Annotated in this window: 11 protein-coding genes; 6 read left to right on the forward strand and 5 right to left on the reverse strand. The window is 63.1% G+C overall.

Going from position 1 to position 16,644, the window contains the following annotated elements:
* The 3 genes from CO656_RS14360 to CO656_RS14370 form a co-directional block, all read right to left on the reverse strand.
* Nucleotides 1-566 (reverse strand): ABC transporter permease subunit (locus tag CO656_RS14360; protein WP_144353219.1); only part of this gene is annotated, 566 nt, incomplete at its 3' end.
* A 199-nt stretch (nt 567-765) separates the two neighbouring features.
* Nucleotides 766-1,764, reverse strand: a complete 999-nt coding sequence (locus CO656_RS14365) for an ABC transporter substrate-binding protein (RefSeq protein WP_037413624.1) — start codon at nt 1,762-1,764, stop codon at nt 766-768.
* 432 nt (nt 1,765-2,196) lie between these two features.
* Nucleotides 2,197-3,861 (reverse strand): electron transfer flavoprotein-ubiquinone oxidoreductase, encoded by a 1,665-nt coding sequence (locus CO656_RS14370; protein WP_097526230.1) that lies wholly within the window; start codon nt 3,859-3,861, stop codon nt 2,197-2,199.
* 262 nt (nt 3,862-4,123) lie between these two features.
* Here CO656_RS14370 and CO656_RS14375 point away from each other — a divergent pair, with 262 nt between their 5' ends.
* The 4 genes from CO656_RS14375 (at nt 4,124) to CO656_RS14390 (ending at nt 6,863) form a co-directional block, all read left to right on the forward strand.
* A complete protein-coding gene (locus CO656_RS14375) occupies nt 4,124-5,410 on the forward strand; it encodes an Hsp70 family protein (protein WP_097526231.1) in 1,287 nt (428 codons plus the stop codon).
* 49 nt (nt 5,411-5,459) lie between these two features.
* The gene (locus tag CO656_RS14380; RefSeq protein WP_097526232.1) at nt 5,460-6,344 is read left to right on the forward strand and encodes a uracil-DNA glycosylase; all 885 of its coding nucleotides are present in this window, start codon (nt 5,460-5,462) and stop codon (nt 6,342-6,344) included.
* Between the two features lie 140 nt (nt 6,345-6,484).
* Nucleotides 6,485-6,664 (forward strand): hypothetical protein, encoded by a 180-nt coding sequence (locus tag CO656_RS14385; protein WP_037413613.1) that lies wholly within the window; start codon nt 6,485-6,487, stop codon nt 6,662-6,664.
* A gap of 58 nt (nt 6,665-6,722) precedes the next feature.
* Nucleotides 6,723-6,863 carry a hypothetical protein gene (locus CO656_RS14390; RefSeq protein WP_083853839.1) on the forward strand — a complete coding sequence of 47 codons (141 nt, stop codon included), beginning with the start codon at nt 6,723-6,725 and terminating at the stop codon, nt 6,861-6,863.
* A gap of 116 nt (nt 6,864-6,979) precedes the next feature.
* On the opposite strand, the gene CO656_RS14395 is transcribed toward CO656_RS14390, so the two are convergent.
* Nucleotides 6,980-7,918, reverse strand: a complete 939-nt coding sequence (locus CO656_RS14395; RefSeq protein ID WP_037413612.1) for a DMT family transporter — start codon at nt 7,916-7,918, stop codon at nt 6,980-6,982.
* A 375-nt stretch (nt 7,919-8,293) separates the two neighbouring features.
* Here CO656_RS14395 and pepN point away from each other — a divergent pair, with 375 nt between their 5' ends.
* Together pepN and CO656_RS14405 are read left to right on the forward strand one after the other, a co-directional pair.
* A complete protein-coding gene (pepN, locus tag CO656_RS14400; RefSeq protein WP_097526233.1) occupies nt 8,294-10,954 on the forward strand; it encodes an aminopeptidase N in 2,661 nt (886 codons plus the stop codon).
* A gap of 334 nt (nt 10,955-11,288) precedes the next feature.
* On the forward strand, nt 11,289-13,616 hold the full coding sequence (locus CO656_RS14405) for an ATP-binding protein (protein ID WP_037413609.1): 2,328 nt from the start codon (nt 11,289-11,291) through the stop codon (nt 13,614-13,616).
* A gap of 20 nt (nt 13,617-13,636) precedes the next feature.
* Here the strand turns inward: CO656_RS14405 and CO656_RS14410 are convergent, their stop codons facing one another.
* Nucleotides 13,637-16,594, reverse strand: a complete 2,958-nt coding sequence (locus tag CO656_RS14410; RefSeq protein WP_097526234.1) for a bifunctional [glutamine synthetase] adenylyltransferase/[glutamine synthetase]-adenylyl-L-tyrosine phosphorylase — start codon at nt 16,592-16,594, stop codon at nt 13,637-13,639.
* Nucleotides 16,595-16,644 lie beyond the last annotated feature (50 nt).

A 16,644-nucleotide genomic window follows, 5' to 3' on the forward strand; every position in this document is an offset into this window, starting at 1 on the left:
TCGACCAGCCGGATGCCGAGATTGGTCAACCGGATCATCGGCGGAATGGCGTAGATGACGACGGCGATCAGGCCGGGGACCTTGCCGATCCCCAGCAGCATCACCACGGGGATCAGGTAAACGAAACTCGGCATCGTCTGCATCACGTCGAGCACCGGATTGACGACGTTCTGCACCCGATCGGAGCGCGACATGAGAATGCCGAGCGGAATGCCGATTGCGATGGACAGCACCGTACAGACGAAGATCATCGAGATCGTCTTCATTGTGTCGTCCCACATGTCGAAGTAGCCGATCAGCAGCAGGGTGCCGACGCAGCCGGCAACGACCTTCCAGTTGCGGCTGGCGAACCAGGCGATCACCGCAATCAGCAGCAGGATGATCGGCCAGGGTGTGCGCGTCATGAAGCGCTCGGACTGGATCAGGAAGAACTGCAACGGCTCGAAGAACGTCTCGATGGCCTCGCCATAGGTACGCGTAAACGTGCGGAAGCCTTCGTCGATCACCTTCTTGAGTTCTCGAAGGCTATCGTCATTCATATGCGGAAATTTGGTCAGCCATTCCATGGCGATTCCCCTTTGCAATCGTTCAGGCGGCATGTCGTTATTTTTCTTGGCAGCCGCCGACCTTCAAACCACACTGCGCTGTAACCACTGACGCTGCGCAATCTTATTCTCAAACCGACATGCCGTGAACGAATTCCTGCATGCGGGAAAGAAAAACGGCGCGCCTTTTATGCGCGCCGTTCGTTGGCCAGAGTGTCGATCAGAGGGCCGCCTTGACCTTCTCGGCGACTTCCGGCGAGACCCACTTGGTCCAGACATCCGGATTTTCTTCAAGGAAATGCTTGGCGCCCTCCTCGCCGCTCGCCTGATTGTCCGTCATCCAGGCCATCAGCTTGTTGACGGTGTCGTTCTGCCAGGCGCGGGTCTTGAGATAATCCATCACCGGACCGGCACGGTCAGCGAAGGATTTGGTGACGAGCGTCTGGACCTTGTCCTTCGGCCAGTCGTTCTTCTTCGGGTCCGGGCAGTCGGCAACCGTGTTGCAGCGCTTCCATTCGGCCGGATCAGCCGGCACGCCATGGTCGAGCTTGACCATCTCGTATTTGCCGAGCAGCGCCGTCGGGGCCCAGTAGTAGCCGACCCAGCCCTGCTTGCGCTCGTAGGCCTTGGCGATCGAGCCGTCGAGGCCGGCGGCAGAGCCGGGATCGACGAGCGTGAAGCCGGCGGCCTCCGCACCATAGGCCTTGTAGAGTTGCGTCGTCACGACAGTGCCGCCCCAGCCCTGCGGGCCGTTGAAGACGGCGCCCTTGCTCGGATCTTCCGGATCCGGGAAAAGCTCCTTGTGCTTCAGCACGTCATCGATCGTCTTGATGTCCGGATTGGCGTCGACGATATATTTCGGAACCCACCAGCCCTGTACGCCGCCGTCAGAAAGCGCGAGCGCCGCACCGACGAGCTTGCCTTCCTGCAGACCGCGGTTGACCACGTCCGGCAGCAGGTCGACCCAGCCTTCCGGAGCGATGTCCGGCTCGCCCTTCTCGATCATCGACGTGATCGTCGGCACGGTATCGCCAACAACCAGTTCGGCGTTGCAGCCATAACCTTCCGTCAGAATGAACTTGTCCACGTTCGCCAGTACTTCGGCGCTCTGCCAGTTCATGTTGGCGATCGTCACATCGCCGCATTCCTGCGCCGATGCGGCGCTGCCAAGTCCGAGGAGGCCAACGGCCAGACACGTCGTTGCAAGTAGTTTCTTCATCTCGTTTCCCTCTGTTCTGACGGTGCACCCGTGACGAACTGCCAGCCTCACCGCGGCAGCGGACAGCATGTGGATCGGACCTTCGTCCAGTCCAGTCTCGTTGCCATCAATCCAATACTCCCGATCGACGGTACATGTCATTGCTATCGAGTCTCTAGGGGAAACGCTTGCCCATTTGCGTCAGCAATCACGCTCATGGTATTTTTTCATGAAGTTATACAATTGAAGGCCTTAGCGGCGACATTTCAACTGTGAGCCGAGGCACAAGGCGCGGCCAGGCACGCCAAGAAACGCTTCTCGGATGCGGCTTGGCCGCTATTTTTCAGGCGGAGGCCCGTGCGGCCCCGGCTCCCAACATTTACATGTTGGGGTAGACGGGGCCTTCGCCGCTCTCTACTGGGCGGGGCTCCGCGCGGCCCCGGCTCCCAACATTTACATGTTGGGGTAGACGGGGCCTTCGCCCCCTTGCGGCGGCACCCAGTTGATGTTCTGGTTCGGGTCCTTGATGTCGCAGGTCTTGCAGTGCACGCAGTTCTGGGCGTTGATGACGAAGGTCGGGTTGCCGTCCTTTTCCACCCATTCGTAGACGCCGGCCGGACAGTAGCGGCTCGACGGGCCGGCATAGACGTCGTATTCGGAACGCTTCTGCAGCTCCAGGTCCTTGACCTGCAGGTGGATCGGCTGGTCCTCCTCGTGATTGGTGTTCGACAGGAACACCGAGGAGAGCCGGTCGAAGGTCAAGACCCCATCCGGCTTCGGATAGTCGATCTTCTGATGCTTGGCGGCCGGCTCGAGGCTCTGTGCGTCCGTCTTGCCGTGCTTCAGGGTGCCGAAGAAGGAGACGCCGAACAGCGTGTTCGTCCACATATCGAGACCGCCGAGCGCGACGCCGATCGCCGTGCCGAATTTCGACCACAGCGGCTTGACGTTCCGCACCTTCTTCAGGTCCTGGCCGATTGCGCTGTCGCGCCAGCCGCGCTCGATCTCGATCGGCTCGTCATTGGCGCGGCCGGCGGCGATCGCCGCCGCCAGCTTCTCGGCCGCGAGGATACCCGACAAGACGGCATTGTGGCTGCCCTTGATGCGCGGCAAGTTGACGAAGCCGGCCGAACAGCCGATCAGCGCGCCGCCGGGGAAGGAGAGCTTCGGCACCGACTGGTAGCCGCCCTCGGTGATCGCACGGGCGCCGTAGGACAGACGTTTGCCGCCCTCGAAAGTGCCGCGGATCGCCGGATGCGTCTTGAAGCGCTGGAACTCCTCGAAGGGGTAGAGATACGGGTTCTTGTAGTTGAGGTGCACGACGAAGCCGACGGCGACGAGGTTGTCCTCGAGGTGATAGAGGAAGGAGCCGCCGCCGGTCTTCATGCCGAGCGGCCAGCCGAAGGAGTGCTGCACGAGGCCCGGCTTATGGTTCTCCGGCTTCACCTCCCAGAGCTCCTTCAGGCCAATGCCGAATTTCGGCACGTCGCGGCCCTCGTCGAGCCGGTACTTGGCGATCAGCTGCTTGGCGAGCGAGCCCCGCACCCCCTCGCCGATCAGCGTGTATTTGCCGAGAAGCGCCATGCCGCGAGCAAAGTTCGGCCCCGGCTCGCCGGAGCGTCCGATGCCCATGTCGCCAGTGGCAACTCCGATCACCGCGCCCTCTTCGTTGTAGAGCACTTCGGTTGCGGCAAAGCCCGGATAGATCTCGACGCCGAGCGCCTCGGCATGCGCCGCCAGCCAGCGACAGACATTGCCCAGCGAGACGGCATAGTTGCCGTGATTGTTCATCAGCGGTGGCATCAGGAAATTGGGCAGGCGGATCGACCCGGCCGGGCCCAGGAAGAGGAACTGGTCGTCCGTGACCTCCGTCTTGAACGGATGGTCCGGCTCGTCGCGCCAGCCGGGCAACAGCCGGTCGATGCCGATCGGGTCGACGACGGCGCCGGAAAGGATATGGGCGCCGACTTCCGCGCCCTTTTCGAGCACCACGACCGACAGCTCCGGATCGACCTGCTTCAGCCGGATCGCCGCGGCAAGCCCGGCCGGACCGGCGCCGACGACCACCACGTCGAATTCCATGCTCTCGCGCTCGGGGAGGTCTTGTGGCTCGTTCATTGTCGCGTTCTCCAGTCTTGCCGTTCTCCGCCGGCTCCGTCCCAGTCAAATCATCCCGTCATGACAAATGCCGCAAACCTTGTCGAGCCGGGATGCGACAGACTGTCTCTGCATTTGCGCATGAGTTCATGAGTTTAGCACAATCCCTTATATTACTTTGACGTAAACGTAAATCAACCACCGATGAATAACCGCCGTCAGCTTGATTTTGTAGCTCCCGCGTGCAACGAGGCGCGCCCTTTTACGTCGCAAGGAGACAGCCATGGCCACGGCCCTCGGCCTCGATTTCGGAACGACCAACTCCGTCCTGGCCCTGGCGCAGGGTGCCTCGACGCGCTCTCTTTTCGTCGACAGCCCCGCCGGACGGTTCGACACCACGCGAACGGCTCTCTCCTTTCTGAAGCAGGGCCATGCATCCTTGAAGGTCGAAGCGGGCCAGGCGGCGATCCGCGAATTCATCGACAATCCCGGCGAATGCCGTTTTCTGCAGTCGATCAAGACCTTTGCCGCCAGCGCACTCTTTCAAGGCACACTCGTCTTCGCCAAGCGCCAGGAGTTCGAGGACCTGATGTACAGCTTCCTGGCCCGGCTCAAGGACTATGCCGGCGACGACTGGAACGGGGCGTTGCAGCGCCTCGTCGTCGGGCGTCCGGTGCAGTTTGCCGGCGCAAGTCCGGACGAAAAGCTGGCGATCGAACGGTATGGTCGCGCCCTCGCGCGCTTCGATTTTCCGGAAATCCACTACGTCTATGAACCGGTGGCGGCCGCCTTCTACTTCGCCCGCAAGCTGGAGCGCGATGCGACGGTGCTCGTCGCCGACTTCGGCGGCGGCACGACGGACTATTCGATCATCCGTTTCGCAAGCCGCGGCGGACGGCTGAGCGCCACGCCGGTCGGACATTCCGGCGTCGGCGTTGCCGGCGATCACTTCGATTTCCGCATCATTGACAACATCGTCGCGCCGCTGATCGGAAAGGGGAGTCTGTTCAAGAGCTTCGACAAGCTGCTTGAAGTCCCGTCGAGCTATTACGCCAATTTCGGCCGCTGGAACCAGTTGTCGATCTTCAAGACGCTCAGGGACTTTGCGGAGCTGAAGAAGCTCGTCCGCACGAGCCTCGAGCCGGAGAAACTGGCGGCATTCGTCGATCTGATCGAGCATGACGAAGGCTACCCGCTCTATCAGGCGGTCTCGGCAACCAAAATGCGACTGTCGCAAGAAGAGGAAACCGAGTTCTTCTTCGCGCCGCTGGGCGAGCGCTCGCGAAGAATCGTTCGGCGCAAGGATTTCGAGGCCTGGATTGCCCCCGACCTCGCCCGCATCGATGCGGCCCTCGACGAGGTACTGGCAACGACGGCGACTGCGCCGGCCGACATCGACAGGATTTTTCTGACCGGTGGCACCTCCTTCGTGCCGGCCGTCCGGCGGCTTTTCGACGATCGCTTCGGCCCCGAGCGAATCGAAAGCGGCGGCGAGCTCCTGTCGATCGCCCACGGGCTTGCGCTGATCGGCGAGCGGGAGGACATCACAGCTTGGACGATCGCCGCGTAAATATCCTCCGGATGCTGGACCACAGTCGCCGATCTGATAAGTTCCGCCGATGATTTCGGCCAACGACCTTTCCCCTTCGGAACTCGCCGCGCTTCTTGCTTTCCATGCGGAGGCGGGTGTCGAGTGGCTGCTTGAAGACGCGCCCGTCGACCGGCTGGCGGAGTTCGAGGCGCTGAAAGCCAAGCGCGCCGGCGCGCGAGCTGCGCCGCAAAGCCGGCAGCCGGAAGCATCAGAAGCGCAGAGGGGCCGGGGACAGCCGGCGACGCCCGGCAGCGCCCTGGGTACTCTTCCGAGCGGCCCGGCAAGCGTTCCGCCGACGGTCGCGATCCCTGACGAGCAGGCGGTCAGCGAGGCGCGATTCGCCGCCGAGAGCGCGCGATCGCTTGCCGAACTTCGCACGGCGATGGAGTCCTTCACCGGCTGCAACCTCAAGAACAGCGCCCGAAACCTCGTTTTCGCGGACGGTGACCCCGCCTCGGGCATCATGGTGATCGGGCCGATGCCCTATGCGGAAGACGACCGGGACGCCCAGCCGTTTTCCGGCAAGCACGGTGATATGCTCGAGCGGATGCTTTCCGGCATCGGCCTTTCACGGACCGGCGTTCTGCTCAGCAACGTGGTTCCCTGGCGGCCGCCCGGAAACCGCGTGCCAAGCGGTCGGGAGGCCGACATCTGCCGCCCCTTCATCGAACGGCAGATTGCGCTCGCCGAGCCGAGGCACTTGCTTCTCCTCGGCAATTTCACGGCCCGCTTCTTCTTCGGCACCAACGAGACGATCCATCAGACGAGGGGGCAATGGCGCGAGCTTTCCGCCGGCGGCCACCTCGTTCCGGCGCTGGCTACACTGCATCCGCAGGATCTTATCACCGCGCCCGTCAACAAGCGTTTCGCTTGGCTTGACCTGCTCTCCTTCAAGGCGCGGATCATGGGCTGACCGGCCGCGCCCGACAGGTGAAGGAAATATGAACAAAGCCATGCAATTTGCGCATGTCAGCGCCGCGTTTTAATGCGTTGCAAAATCGATGTTGCATCGCAATATGAAAGCACGGGAGGTATGGATTAAGGAACTGAACCATGAGTGCCCGTTTTCGCCCGATCCACAGCAGCTTTGAGACGCTCCGTCAGGCCCGCGTCGCTGTGCGGTCGCCGTATAACAGCTTCGGCAAGGTTGCCAACGAACAGATGACGGCAATCGGCCTCGCGCGCACGACGCGCCACCCGGCCCAGATCTACGCCGATTTCATTCAGCGCTGACCAATCGCTGCAGCGCCGACCATCGCGTCCGGCGCTCGCCCGAACGAAGATCACTACCATGTCTATCAGCAGCCTGCTCGATACGATTTCCGACATCGGCACCGCCGTGCGCACCTCGCGCGAGTTCAGCAGGATGAGCACGATCAGGGACAGCCGCCGCGCGCACCGTGTGGCGGTGAGCCCGTTGCTGCCCAACTGAGACCGCGCCGTCTCGGTAACAATCGACAGAGCGGTGACCTCCAAACCTTTCCAAGATCGCCTTCCAGCGACGACCGTCGGCGCCTCCTATCGTAGCGGCAGGAGCAATGGCCCCGTTCAGCCCTGCGGCGTAACGTGTTTGCGCGCCCCCTTTCGCTCGAGCCCCAGCCGGTGCTCGCGGAAGATGATGAAGATGCCGGCGCCGACGACGATCGCGGTGCCGAGCAGCATGGTTGCCGTCGGTACGTCGCCGAAGAGGAAATAGCCGATGACGATGCCGAGCACGATCGAGGTATATTCGAAGGGGGCGATCGTCGACATGTCGGCGTGGCGATAGCTCTCCGTCAACAGAATCTGGGCGACGCCGCCGCAGAAACCGGCGAGCATCAGGAGCAGGAAGGATGTCCAGGATATCGCCGACCAGCCGAAGGGAAGCGTTGCCAGGGAAAACACCGCGGCGGAAAGCGAGAAGTAGAGCACGATCGTATGGGTGCGCTCCGTCTGCACGAGCCGGCGCACAAGCACCATCGCGACCGCGCCGAGTGTCGCCGAAAGCAGCACGGCGACGGCGCCCAGCGCCTTGGACGAGCCGAATCCTCCTTCGTCGAACAAAGTCACGCTCGGCCAAGTGATGATCAGCACGCCGACGAGGCCGATAACCACCGCGGACCAGCGATAGAGCCGGACGATTTCGCCGAGAAAGAGAGCGGCGAAGGCAACCGCCAAGAGCGGCATCGCGTAGCCGATCGCGATCGCCTCGGGGAGCGGCAGGTGCACGAGGCCGTAGAAACCGCAACTCATCGACAGAATGCCGACGAAGCCGCGCACCACATGCCCCGCGACATTGTTGGTCCGGAAGGCGTCGCGCAACTGGCCGCGGCAGGCCAGAAAGCCGAGAATCGGCACCATGGCGAAGGCGGATCTATAGAAGGTGATCTGGCCGGTGGCGATCCCGCTGCCGGCCGCCTTGATGCAGGTCGCCATGCAAACGAAGACGATGACAGACAGGACCTTGAGCAGAATCCCCTTCATGGGGTTGTGAATATCGGCATCCATGAGGGCGTTTCGAGATGTCATCCGGCGGACCGGGCGGGAAGGACGGACACGGCGCAGACCGCGGGAGGATGGCACCACTCTAGCTGCACGGCGCGGCATGTTGGATCAATTTTCTTGATGGGCGCGGCATTTTCGTGATGGCTTTCGCGCTCCCGCACTGCTTCGTCCTATGCTTTAGCGAACGCGAAAAAATCCTGTGGGATTTAGTTCTTGTTAGTGCCGTTTCGTTAAACCTGCGATCGGGGCGGGAAATCAAACGTGTTTGCTTCCGAAGTGCGGTCGACGGCATTGCAAGCACAAAATCTCGCCTCTTGGCCTTTTCACCATCACAGGCGCCCTCTAACTTAGGAACGGAAGGCGCAAGCGGGACTGACCATGCGGACAAATACTGGCCAGATCATTCATCTGGAAGACTACCGGCCGACCGATTTCGTTCTCGAAAGAGTGGATCTGACCTTCGAACTCGACCCCAAGGAGACGAAGGTAGAGGCGCGGCTCATCTTCCACCGACGCGAAGGCGTCGACGCTTCCGCCCCGCTGGTCCTCGACGGCGACGAGCTGGCCATGACCGCCCTGTTGCTCGACCAGGAAGAAGTCCCGGCTACGCTCTACGATGTGGCCGGCGACACGCTGACGATCCGCGGCCTGCCCGAGACCGCCCCCTTCGAAATCACCGTGACGACGCTCCTGTCGCCGGAGACGAACACGAAGCTGATGGGCCTCTACCGCACCAACAACGTCTACTGCACGCAGTGCGAGGCGGAAGGCTTCCGCCGCATCACCTATCTCCCCGACCGGCCCGACGTGCTCGCCGTCTATACGGTCAACATCATTGGCGATAAGGCGACCGCCCCCCTTCTCCTTTCGAACGGCAACTATCTCGGCGGCGCCGACCTGGGCGACGGACGTCACTTCGCCGCCTGGTTCGACCCGCATCCGAAGCCGAGCTATCTCTTCGCGCTGGTTGCCGGCGATCTCGGCGTGGTCGAGGACACGTTCACGACCGCATCCGGCCGCGAAGTGGCCTTGAGGATCTATGTCGAGCACGGCAAGGAGCCGCGCGCGGCTTACGCGATGGACGCCCTCAAGCGCTCGATGAAATGGGACGAGGAGGTCTTCGGCCGCGAATACGACCTCGACATCTTCATGATCGTCGCCGTCTCCGACTTCAACATGGGCGCCATGGAGAACAAGGGGCTCAACGTCTTCAACGACAAATACGTCCTCGCCGATCCGGAAACGGCGACCGACACGGACTACGCCAATATCGAGGCGATCATCGCCCACGAATATTTTCACAACTGGACGGGCAACCGCATTACCTGCCGCGACTGGTTTCAGCTCTGCCTGAAGGAAGGGCTGACGGTCTATCGCGATCACGAGTTTTCGGCCGACATGCGCTCGCGCGCCGTCAAGCGCATCGCCGAGGTGCGGCACCTGAAGTCCGAACAGTTTCCCGAGGATGCCGGCCCGCTCGCCCATCCGGTGCGCCCGACGCAATATCGCGAGATCAACAATTTCTACACGACGACCGTCTATGAGAAGGGCTCCGAGGTCACGCGCATGATTGCGACCCTTCTCGGACGCGACCTCTTCAAGAAGGGCATGGACCTCTATTTCGACCGCCATGACGGCCAGGCAGTGACGATCGAGGACTTCATCGCCTGCTTCGAGGCCGCGGGCGGGCGCGATCTCACCCAGTTTTCGCTCTGGTATCATCAGGCGGGAACGCCGCTGATCACCGCCTCCGGTTCCTATGACGCGGCGAAGCAGATCTACACCCTGTCGCTCGAACAGGCGGTGCCTGCGACACCGGGTCAAAGCGCCAAGAAGCCGATGCATATCCCACTTCGCGTTGGGCTCCTGCTTGAAGACGGCAGCGAGGCTAAGCCTGCAGCAGTCTCCGGCGCCGATGTCACTGGCGACGTCTTGCATCTGACGGAGCGCAAGCAGACCGTCGTCTTCGCCGGCATTCCGACCCGGCCCGTGCCGTCCTTCAATCGCGGCTTCTCTGCGCCGGTAAACCTGCACATCGAGCAGAGCGCGAAGGACCGCGCCCTCATCGCACGCCACGAGGTCGACCTCTTCGCCCGGTGGCAGGCGCTGAATGCCATGGCGCTCGACAATCTGGCCAAAGCAGCGGCGCAAGCGCGAAACGGCCAGCCGATCGCCTCCGATACCGCCCTCATCGGCGGGCTGCTGGCCGCGGCGGGTGACGAAGGGCTGGAGCCGGCATTCCGCGCACAGGTCCTGTCGCTCCCGAGCGAAGCCGACATCGCCCGGGAGATCGGCCGCGACAACGATCCGGACGCTATCCAGGACGGTCGCCAGGCGATCCTTTCCGCCGTCGCCGCATCCGGCAAGGAGATTTTCACGCGATTGCTCGGCGAGATGGCACTTTCCGGCCCGTTCCGGCCCGACGCAGCGAGCGCCGGCCGGCGGGCGCTACGCAACGCCGCCCTCTCCTATCTCGTCTATGGGGACGATCAGCCGGAGAAGGCCGTGAGCGCGTTCCGTTCCGCCAACAACATGACCGATCTCAGCCAGGCGCTGACGCTGCTCGCCCACCGTTTTCCGGATGCGCAAGAAACGCTCGATGCGCTCACCACGTTCAAGAACCGCTTCGCGGACAATGCGCTGGTGATCGACAAATGGTTCGCCATCCAGGCGACGATCCCCGGCGCCTCGACGCTCGAGCGGGTCAAGGCGCTGATGTCCGATCCGCACTTCACCCCGAGCAACCCGAACCGCGTACGCTCGCTCATAGGCACCTTCGCCTTCTCCAACCCGACGGGCTTCAACCGTACGGATGGCGAAGGCTACCGCTTCCTCGCACGCCAGATCCTCGACATCGATCCCCGCAATCCGCAACTTGCGGCACGGATCCTGACATCGATGCGCTCCTGGCGGTCGCTGGAGCAGGTGCGCGCCAAGCATGCCGAGGAGGCGCTCAAGGAAATCGCCGGCGCCTCCAATCTTTCCGTCGATGTCAGCGACATCGTCGACCGGATGCTGAGCGACGGCAGCGCGGCGTGATATCGCCGCGGCCTCGGCCGGGCCTACTGCACCTCTCCTAAGCGGGGCCGATTCGAGGAAAGAGCCTCAATTCAAAGGGCTACGGCGACTTCTGAGCGTCGGATAAGACATTCGGCGTCGCAGGCGCTATGACTTTCCAACGATGAAAATTGGTTAACAAATCTTTACCTGCGCCTCTAGACAAGGCGAATCGCCCTGTGATTCATTGAGTCAGATTCGGGCGGGCGGCGTACCGAATCACCAAAGCGTCGCGATTTCCGATGACGCTTCGGTTTAAGAGGATCACAGCGTCCCTTCGCATCCACATGCGGGACGCTCTCGAGGACGGCAGAAATTGGGAAAGATTGCGGACGCGCGACGGGGAGGCGCAGCCGACGGGCGGTTGCGACTCAAGTTTCCGGGCTTTTTCGGCCTGGAACGGGAGCTCATCGACAAGGCGAGGCTCTTTGTCGAACCGGCGTCACGTCGGCTCGCCCGGGCCGAGCCCATTCTGAAGCGGTCAATTCCCGTCCTCATTATCGCTTTCCTGCTGATCGTGGCCATTTCGCGCATGTCGGGCATCATGGATGAGCATGCCCGGATGGAGGCCAGTTCGCGCCGGAGCGTCAGCCTGGCGGCGACCGCGGCGACGGCGGCGTTCCAGGCGGATGGATCGGAGCTCTTCGGCGAGGGGCAGCGATGGGAGGCCGAACGGCGGCTCGCCGAATATCTGCCCGCCGAACTCCTCGACAGCGGCATGTTCCTACTGACGGTTCGCCGGGACGGCCGCATCTTCGCGAGCACGCAGGCGGGGGCACATTTCATCGGCCGCACGCTTACCTCGATCGCCCCGGACGTGGCGTCGCTGCAATATTTCGGCGAAGGCGAAGGCGCTGTGAAGGCGACCATCGACGGCGTCGAACATCTGGTCGCCCTGATGCAGGTGCCGGCTTCCGCGGGTGTCGTGCTGGCGGCAACGCCGGTCGCCCAGTTCGAAGCGGCCTGGCGCGACGATGTCTCGCTGAACGTCACGCTGTTTGCCGGCATTTCGGCAATCCTGCTCGTCGTGCTTTACGCCTACTATATTCAGGCCAAGCGCGCCCGCGACGCCGATTCCGTATTCGCCGAATCGAACCTGCGCGTCGAAACCGCACTGTCGCGCGGCCGCTGCGGACTTTGGGATTTCGACCTCGCCAACCGTCGCCTGTTCTGGTCTCGCTCCATGTACGAGATGCTCGGCATGCCCGGCGACAGCAGCGTCTTGTCGTTCGGCGACGCGGCCCGGCTGATGCACCCGGAGGATCGCGGCGTCTACCGGGTGGCGCGGGCGATCGCCAAGGGCAGCGAGCGCCAGATCGACCAGGTGTTCCGCATGCGCCACGCGGATGGCCATTACGTTTGGCTTCGGGCGCGCGCCCAAATCATCCGCACGGTTTCCGGGCGCACCCACCTCATCGGCATCGCCATGGACGTGACCGAGCAGCACCGGCTCGCCCAGCGCTATGCGGAAGCCGACCAGCGCCTGACGGATGCCATCGAGTGCACGTCGGAAGCCTTCGTGCTGTGGGACAAGCACGACCGGCTGGTCATGTGCAACACCCACTATCAGCAGGCCTATCAGCTGCCGGATCATGTCCTCGTGCCCGGCACCGAACGGGCAGTGGTGCACGCGGCCGCGGCGAGACCGGTGATCGAGCGGCGCGTCGCCGATCCGGACCGCAGCAATCATTCGCAGACGAGCGAAGTGCAGCTCGCCGACGAGCGCTGGCTGCAGATCAACGATCGACGCACGCGCGACGGCGGCCTCGTCTCGGTCGGCACCGATATCACGCTGCTCAAGCGGCATCAGGTGCGGCTGCGCGAATCCGAGCGGCGGCTGATGGCGACGATCGGCGATCTTTCGGCCTCGCGCATCACGCTCGAACGGCAGAAGGAGGAGCTTTCCGTCGCCAACGCCAATTACCAGGCGGAAAAGGAACGAGCCGAGGCGGCAAACCGGGCAAAATCCGAGTTCCTCGCCAACATGTCGCATGAACTGCGCACGCCGCTCAACGCCATTCTCGGCTTTTCCGAGATCCTGCAGAACCAGATGTTCGGGCCGCTCGGCTCGGAGAAGTACCACGAATATTCCCGCGATATCTATGAAAGCGGCAGACATCTGCTCAACGTCATCAACGACATACTCGACATGTCGAAGATCGAGGCCGGTCACATGCGTATCACGCGCGAAAGGATCGATCTTGCGCCGCTGATCGAGGAAACGCTTCGCTTCACCACCATACCGGCGCAGCAGAAGAACATCCGCGTCGTCCAGGAGGTGTCCTCGGGCCTGACGATGTTCGCCGATCGTCGCGCGATGAAACAGGTGCTCCTCAACCTTTTATCAAATGCGGTCAAGTTCACCAATGAGGGTGGCCGCATTTCACTCAGGGCCCGCAAGGTTCGCGGCGCGGTGACGCTGACGATCGCCGATTCCGGCATCGGCATTCCGAGGCACGCGCTGGAAAAGATCGGCCATCCCTTCGAACAGGTGCAGAGCCAGTATGCCAAGAGCAAGGGCGGCTCCGGCTTGGGGCTGGCCATCTCCCGGTCGCTCACGCGCCTGCACGGGGGACGGATGAAGATCCATTCCGCCGAAAACGTCGGCACGATCATATCCGTGCGGATCCCGGACCTCGCCTGAACCCAGCCGGGGCCGCCGGCTCAGCCCGCAAGGGCCGACTGGAAGATGCCGCGCACCGCCTTGGAAAAGCGGCGTATGTCAGCCTCGAGATGCTTGAGGTCCGGGTAATCGCCTGCCCGGCAAACGAGATCGACAAGGCCGGCGGGGGCGTCCTTGGGGTCGAAATCGCCGTCGATACAGAGCCGCACGATCTGCGAGACCTCGGTAAAGAGCGCCAGCGCCTCGACGGCCATGTCGAGATCGTTTGCATCCATCAGGGCGGCGCCGAGCCCCTTCAGCGCCTCCATCGTCTGCGTTCCGGCAGGCGGCGGTAGCTCGCCCTTTGCCGGCGCCACAAGCGCCAAATATTGCGCAATGAATTCGATATCGACGAGGCCGCCGGGGATGAGCTTGAAGTCCCAGATGTCGTTCGGCGGCTTTTCCTTGTCGATGAGATCGCGCATCTCCTCGACGTCCTTGCGGATCTTGGCGATATCTCGCTTCTGCGACAGGACCTCGGCGAAGATCGCCTCCGCTTCGCCGATCAGGCTTTTGTCGCCGCAGATGCATCGGGCGCGGGTCAGCGCCAGATGTTCCCAGGTCCAGGCCTCCTCACGCTGATATTTGGCAAAGGCGGTAATGCGGGTCGCAACCGGGCCCTTGTTGCCCGAGGGCCTCAGCCGCATGTCGACATTGTAGAGGACGCCCTCGGCGGTCGGGGCTGAAAGAGCTGCGATCAGCCGCTGCGTCAGGCGCGTGAAATAGCGTGCCGGGTCGAGCGGCTTGGCGCCCTCGGATTGGTAGGCGTTGGCGTCATAGTCATAGAGCAGGATGAGGTCGACGTCGGAACCGGCAGTCAACTCGTGGCTGCCGAGCTTTCCCATGCCGACGACGGCGACCCGGCCACCCGGGAAATCGCCGTGGGCGGAGCGAACCTCTGCCAGAACCGCCTCCAGCGCAGCGGCGATGATCAGGTCGGCAAGATCGGTGAAGGCCCTGCCCGCCTGCAGGCCGGAGATCGTGCCGGTCAGCAACCGGATGCCGATCAGAAAGCGCTGCTCGGCGGCGATGATGCGCAGGCGGTCCAGCACCTCTTCGTAGTGGTGGGCGCCGGCGACGAAGCTGGCGATCCGCGGTGCCAGATAATCTCGCGTCGGCAGTTCGGCGAGCAGGCCCGGGTCCAGCATGCCGTCGAAGACATGGGGCCTGGCGGCGATGATATCCGCCAGGCGCGGCGCCGAGGACATGATATTGACGATCAGCGACAACAGGCCCGGATTACTGCCGAGCAGCGAGAAAAGCTGGATGCCGGCAGGGAGGCCGGAGAGGAACTGGTCGAAGCGCAGCAATGCCTCATCGGCGCGCCGGCTCTCGCCGAAGACACGCAGAAGCTCCGGCGTCAATTCCGTCAGGCGTTCGCGTGCCTCGACCGATTGGGTCGCCCGATAGCGCCCGTAGTGCCAGGTGCGAATAATACGGGCGATGTCGGAAGGACGCTGGAAACCCAGCCGTTTCAGCGTTTTGAGCGTGTCCGGGTCATCCTGCTGACCGGTGAAGACCAGATTGCCGGTCTCTGCAGAGAGTCTCGCTTCCTGTTCGAAAAGCTGGGCGTAGCGTCGCTCGACCGTCCGCAGCACCCGGGAAAACTCCCTGGAGAAGGACGCCGTATCTTCGAAGCCGAGCATCGACGCGATGCGCCTCAGTTCCGCCTCGCTCTCGGGCACCAGATGGGTCTGCTCGTCATGCACCATCTGGATCCGGTGCTCGACGTCACGAAGGAACCAATAGGCATCGATCAGTTCATGCGCCGTGGCGCGATCGATCCAGCCGGCCTCGGCCAGCACATGCAGCATCGCCTCGGTTTCGCGCAGCCGCAGCGCAGGCGTCCGGCCGCCGGCAATCAGTTGCTGGGTCTGCACGAAAAACTCGATCTCGCGGATGCCGCCGCGGCCAAGCTTGACGTTGTGGCCCTTCACGGCGATCTCGCCGTGGCCCTTGTGCGCGTGGATCTGACGCTTGATCGAGTGAATGTCGGCGATCGCCGCATAATCCAGGTACTTCCGGAAGACGAATGGCGTCAGTTCCTTGAGGAAACGCTCGCCGGCCGGAAGGTCGCCGGCGATCGGGCGCGCCTTGATAAAAGCAGCCCGCTCCCAGTTCTGCCCCCTGCTCTCATAATAAAGCATCGCCGCCTCGACGGGGATTGCGAGCGGCGTCGAGCCGGGATCGGGCCGAAGCCGGAGGTCCGTGCGGAACACGTAGCCGTCGCCGGTCCGCTCCTGCAGGATGCGGATCAGCCTTCGCAAGAGCCGCGCGAAGACCTCCGTCGCCTCATCGCGGCTGACGAGGATGCCGGACTGCGGATCATAGAAGACCACGAGGTCGATGTCGGAGGAATAGTTGAGCTCGCACGCCCCGAGCTTGCCCATGCCGAGCACGACGACGCCCGAGCCGAGGCTCGGCGCCGAGGCATCCGGGAGGACGAACTTGCCGCTCTCATGCGCGCCGAGCAGCAGGTGATCGATCGTCGCCGATACCGCGGCGCCGGCGAACTCGCTCAGCCAGCGCGTCGTTTCGCGGCCATCAAACAGCCGCGAGAGATCGGCAAGTGCGACGGCGAAGGCAACCTCCCGCCTTGCCCGCCGCAGCCGCGCCATGATTTCCGCGTCCGGCAGGGCCTTGCCTGCCGCCCCGCTTTGCCATGCCAGCCGCGCCGCATCGATGCGGCTTCGCAGAAATCCAGGCAAGCTCTCGCTCAGCAGCGCCTCGACAATGGCAGGGCTGCTTGCGCCGGTATCGCGAAGGAAAGGCGAGAGTGCGAAAGCGGCGAGGATCAAGTGCTTGAGCGGCGTATCGGACGCCACCAGCTTGGCGATGGCCTCGCTTCCCTTCGCTATGTCCTTCAGCACCGAAAGAGCGACCTTCGCGTCGGCTTGGCTCGCCGGGCGGATCGGCACCACCTCGATATCGGACAACCGCTTTTCGGTCGCGTCCACCATCGGTCTTCTCCTCCCCTTCGGATCGTCGGAAGTCGATCGCTCCAACCGGC

Source organism: Sinorhizobium sp. FG01 (genome assembly GCF_002531875.1).
Taxonomy (GTDB): Bacteria; Pseudomonadota; Alphaproteobacteria; order Rhizobiales; family Rhizobiaceae; genus Sinorhizobium; species Sinorhizobium fredii_C.

Excerpts from the sequence above, each read along its gene's own strand:
- CO656_RS14365 (WP_037413624.1), bottom strand. The coding sequence starts at position 1,764 with ATGAAGAAACTACTTGCAACGACGTGTCTGGCCGTTGGCCTCCTCGGA.
- CO656_RS14370 (WP_097526230.1), bottom strand. The coding sequence starts at position 3,861 with ATGAACGAGCCACAAGACCTCCCCGAGCGCGAGAGCATGGAATTCGAC.
- CO656_RS14375 (WP_097526231.1), top strand. The coding sequence starts at position 4,124 with ATGGCCACGGCCCTCGGCCTCGATTTCGGAACGACCAACTCCGTCCTG.
- CO656_RS14380 (WP_097526232.1), top strand. The coding sequence starts at position 5,460 with ATGATTTCGGCCAACGACCTTTCCCCTTCGGAACTCGCCGCGCTTCTT.
- CO656_RS14385 (WP_037413613.1), top strand. The coding sequence starts at position 6,485 with ATGAGTGCCCGTTTTCGCCCGATCCACAGCAGCTTTGAGACGCTCCGT.
- CO656_RS14390 (WP_083853839.1), top strand. The coding sequence starts at position 6,723 with ATGTCTATCAGCAGCCTGCTCGATACGATTTCCGACATCGGCACCGCC.
- CO656_RS14395 (WP_037413612.1), bottom strand. The coding sequence starts at position 7,918 with ATGGATGCCGATATTCACAACCCCATGAAGGGGATTCTGCTCAAGGTC.
- pepN (WP_097526233.1), top strand. The coding sequence starts at position 8,294 with ATGCGGACAAATACTGGCCAGATCATTCATCTGGAAGACTACCGGCCG.
- CO656_RS14410 (WP_097526234.1), bottom strand. The coding sequence starts at position 16,594 with ATGGTGGACGCGACCGAAAAGCGGTTGTCCGATATCGAGGTGGTGCCG.